Source organism: Bartonella queenslandensis AUST/NH15 (genome assembly GCF_000312585.1).
In the GTDB taxonomy this organism is placed as follows: Bacteria; Pseudomonadota; Alphaproteobacteria; order Rhizobiales; family Rhizobiaceae; genus Bartonella; species Bartonella queenslandensis_A.
This window is the reverse complement of the sequence record NZ_HE997979.1, coordinates 86,691-90,570: the sequence shown is the minus strand read 5'-3', so window position 1 is coordinate 90,570 and position 3,880 is coordinate 86,691. Positions and strand designations below refer to the sequence as shown.

The 3,880-nt window shown below is 43.4% G+C and carries 3 protein-coding genes, 1 tRNA gene and 1 pseudogene; 4 read left to right on the top strand and 1 reads right to left on the bottom strand.

The window, feature by feature from the left end; all coding sequences use genetic code 11:
* Positions 1 to 448 precede the first annotated feature (448 nt).
* Positions 449 to 1,162 (top strand): YqaJ viral recombinase family protein, encoded by a 714-nt coding sequence (locus tag BN338_RS01340; RefSeq protein ID WP_039758293.1) that lies wholly within the window; start codon positions 449 to 451, stop codon positions 1,160 to 1,162.
* Between the two features lie 2 nt (positions 1,163 to 1,164).
* Here the strand turns inward: BN338_RS01340 and BN338_RS01335 are convergent.
* Positions 1,165 to 1,239, bottom strand: a tRNA-Thr gene (locus tag BN338_RS01335).
* A 178-nt stretch (positions 1,240 to 1,417) separates the two neighbouring features.
* On the opposite strand from BN338_RS01335, the gene BN338_RS11980 reads away from it, so the two are divergent.
* From BN338_RS11980 to BN338_RS12915, 3 genes and pseudogenes are all read left to right on the top strand, one after another.
* A complete protein-coding gene (locus BN338_RS11980) occupies positions 1,418 to 1,570 on the top strand; it encodes a hypothetical protein (protein ID WP_198003654.1) in 153 nt (50 codons plus the stop codon).
* 161 nt (positions 1,571 to 1,731) lie between these two features.
* Entirely contained in the window at positions 1,732 to 3,027 is a 1,296-nt protein-coding gene (gene murA / locus BN338_RS01330; protein ID WP_039758291.1) for a UDP-N-acetylglucosamine 1-carboxyvinyltransferase, read from the top strand.
* A 146-nt stretch (positions 3,028 to 3,173) separates the two neighbouring features.
* Positions 3,174 to 3,471 (top strand): annotated as a pseudogene (locus tag BN338_RS12915) (hypothetical protein); the annotation flags it as partial.
* Between the last annotated feature and the right edge of the window lie 409 nt (positions 3,472 to 3,880).

Below are 3,880 nucleotides of genomic sequence, written 5' to 3'. Positions count from 1 at the left end.
AAAATAGCGGAAGGCTTTTCAGGGGAGCGCCTAAGCGAGAGATAAGAAAGTCGTTTGGGGGAAGATGTTCGGGAAGTGAGAGAGGGGCTGTGGTTGTGGGGGCTTTGGGTGTTGTGTGTATTCGGGGGCAATGAAAAGCCCCTCATGATGACCAAGTTTCTGACGAAGTTTTTTTTACTGGTGAGAGAAGAGTGCTTCGTGTGCGCTTACTCATTGGGGGAGCCGTTTTGTGGGGAATTTTTAGCCGATATGCAGTGAGCTCGTCTGGAGAAAGGAGGGGCATGGGAGAAAAGTGTGTGTGAGGCGCTTGCGGAAGGCTTGTGAGGGGGAGGCGTCTCTTGCGTTTTCAGCGGCATGAATAAGATGTTACGCGTTTGAGGATAGATAAACGGAGATGTTTCAAAGAGCATATGCTGTAAAGCAGCAGCGGATAAAGGGGAAAAAGATTATGCCGATCATTATCGATTGTATTCAGGGAACAGAGGAATGGCAGAAAGTGCGTAATGGTTTGATTACGGCTTCTTTGTTTGAGATGGTTATGGCACAAAAAAAACAGGGGCAAAAAACGGCACGATATCATGCTGTGATGATGAAATTGGCAGGAGAAAGAATGACCGGAAAAACCGTTGAAGAAGGAACAACGCTTTCTCAGCGACGTGGGACAGAATTAGAACCAAGCGCACGACAGCTTTATGGAAAACTAACACAGACAGAACCGGAATGTATTGGCTTTGTGTTAGCAGATGATCGCAGGAAAGGATTTTCTCCCGATGCTTTTGTGGGAAAAAATGGATTGTTGGAAATTAAGACAAAAAAACCTGAAATTTTGATTCCTCATTTCATGCAAAAGAGTTTTCCAGAAGAACATAAAGCACAATGTCAAGGAGGGTTATGGATTTCTCAACGCGAATGGGTGGATTTAATGCTCTATTGGCCGGATATGCCTCCTTTGATTAAACGGGCTTATCGTGATGAAGCCTATATCAGCAAGCTGGAAAATGAAATTAGTCGTTTTAATGAGGCTTTGGAGAAAATGGTCCAGCACATTAAGCGTTTCGAGACAGGCTTTAGAATAAAAACAGACAGTGTTTTGAAGGAGGGGAAAGAAAGGGGGCTTGGAATGAAGACAAAGCGTCTGCGGGAGGTAAAAGAAAAAAAATAAAATGGTGCTGCGAGAGAGGATTGAACTCTCGACCTCTCCCTTACCAAGGGAGTGCTCTACCACTGAGCTACCGCAGCCGTTTTCAATCTTTGCGCTGTCTTGTGCCATATTGTCAGAAAATAGGCAAGAGAACATTTGTATATTCTTGCAAGAAAACGTATCTTATGTCATGACATAAATGTTTCTTATACTTTGTAATATTGAAGGTCATGAGTTGCTTGAATAGAAGCTCAACACTGCTCAAAAGGTTGCGCAATGACACAAATGCATCGAAAACAAAAGCAAGATGAAGTGAAACATCAAGACGAAAAGCAAAAACGACGTCAAGAAAGGTTGGCGCAACAATTGCGGCAAAACCTAAAACGTCGAAAAGAACAAAGTCGAAAAAGAGCGCAATCAGAGCTCTAAAATGCAAAAAAATGTTTTTTTAGTGCATCTTTGCAACCAAACTTCTCAATAAGTTGTTCTCATCGTTAGAATGCGTTTTAAAAAACGATTAATGAAGCATAACTTTCCCAAAGGGAAAAAACTTTTGGAAAAGCTTGTGTAAAGGAAAAGAGGGAAAACATATGGATTCTATTCAAATTGTTGGCGGGGAAAAACTTAAGGGAACAATTCCTATCTCAGGGGCAAAAAATGCTGCATTGCCTTTAATGATTGCGGCGCTGTTGACAGAAGAAACGCTTACTTTAGAAAATATTCCTCATCTTGCTGATGTTGAATTGCTTATTCGCATTCTTAATAATCATGGCGTTGGATATGCCGTTGATGGACAAGAGCTTAATGATGATGGTGCCAATTCAAGAACGATTCATTTTACCGCGCAAAAAATAGCGACAACACGGGCTCCATATGAATTGGTGAAAAAAATGCGGGCAAGCTTTTGGGTGATCGGACCTTTGCTTGCGCGATGCTTAGAGGCTTATGTTTCGCTTCCTGGAGGATGTGCTATCGGAACGAGACCTGTTGATTTTATCCTCGAAGGACTGAAAACTTTAGGCGCTCATATTGCGATTGAAAATGGATATGTTCATGCAAAAGCCCAAAAGGGATTAAAAGGGGCTCACTACCGTTTTCCCAAGGTCACGGTGGGGGGAACCCATGTGCTGCTGATGGCGGCGTCCATGGCAAAGGGAACAACTGTTCTTGAGAATGCGGCTTGTGAACCAGAAGTGACAAACCTTATTCGAACCTTGAACGCCATGGGGGCTCAAATAACGGGTGAAGGAACAACAACGCTTACCATTGAAGGGGTCAAAAAACTTCAAGGAACAAGAATACGTGTCATTGCGGATCGAATTGAAGCGGGGACATATGCAATGGCGGTGGCTATGGCGGGGGGCGATGTCTTTCTTAAAAATGCCAATCCTAATCATCTCACAACAGTGCTTAAGGTGCTCCAAAAAACAGGACTCGAGATTCAAATAGAGCCTCATGGTCTTCATGTTAAACGAAATCCAAGGAACACAAAAATTATGCCCGTTGATATTAAAACAGGTCCTTATCCTGCTTTTCCAACGGATCTTCAAGCGCAGTTTATGGCATTGATGACACGGGCTGAAGGAGTTGCGCATATTACAGAGACAATTTTCGAAAATCGTTTTATGCATGTTCAAGAACTCAATCGTTTAGGGGCAGAGATAAAACTCGATGGACAGACAGCTACTGTCTATGGAAAAGAGAAGTTGCAAGGGGCACCTGTGATGGCGACGGATTTGCGCGCTTCTGTTTCTCTGGTGATTGCGGCATTGGCAGCAAAGGGAGAAACAATTGTCAATCGCGTTTATCATCTTGATCGTGGATTTGAGCGGTTAGAAGAAAAACTAGCGCGATGTGGTGCAAAGATTCAACGGTTAACCGCGTAAATCTTGTCAAAGATATCCTGATATTGAAGGGGGGATGAAGGCGATTGCCTGAAAGAGGTTGTTTTGGGGAAGGCTTCTTGGAAGCAGTTGCTTGAGGGAGGTTGTTTGAATGCGTTTATGGCACGAGGCTGAAAGAACCCGCACATATTACAGAGATTACAGAGACGATTTTCGAAAATCGTTTTATGCCTGTTCAAGAACTCAATCGTTTGAGAGGCAGAGATAAAACGCGATGGGCGAGAGGGCAACACATCTCATGGAAAAGAGAAGTTGCTCTGATATTTCAACAAAGAGGCACCTGTTAAGCGCGCGGATTTGCGTGCTTTTTGTTTCTCTGGTGAGAGCGGCGCTCTTATCTTGTTCCATTGGGCAGCAAAGGGAGTAACAATTGTCAATCGCGTTTATCATCTTGATCGTGGATTTGAGTGGGGAGATGAAAAATGAGTGCGATGCGGGGCAAAGATTCAATGGATCACGGTTTAAATTCCTTCAAGACTCTTCTTTAAGCTTCCTCTTTGAGGGGCTTGATCTCACGGATAAAGGGTTGTTCGTCCTTTCAATCAATGCGGGGGGGGGTATCTCATGGATTTGGAGAGTGCGAATAAGAGTTTGAGGGGGCTCTCATAAAAAAACAAACAATAAATTTTATTGCTAATCTTCTTCAATTACTTTATACCTTAAAGGGTAACTTTGGTCGTCTACGCAGCGACCAAGAGGGCTTCAAAAACCCCTAAAATCCGAGCGTAAAAATAAACCTACTTTGTAGGGATCCCGGGATTCCGGGAGATTTTGCTATGTCCAGGTGCGTTCTAGCACTAAAAGCAAAAAAGCTGACTCGGATTCAGTGTTTTTG

Bases quoted from the DNA above. Each gene is read 5' to 3' on its own strand.
- BN338_RS01340 (WP_039758293.1), top strand. From the start codon at position 449: ATGCCGATCATTATCGATTGTATTCAGGGAACAGAGGAATGGCAGAAA.
- BN338_RS11980 (WP_198003654.1), top strand. From the start codon at position 1,418: ATGACACAAATGCATCGAAAACAAAAGCAAGATGAAGTGAAACATCAA.
- murA (WP_039758291.1), top strand. From the start codon at position 1,732: ATGGATTCTATTCAAATTGTTGGCGGGGAAAAACTTAAGGGAACAATT.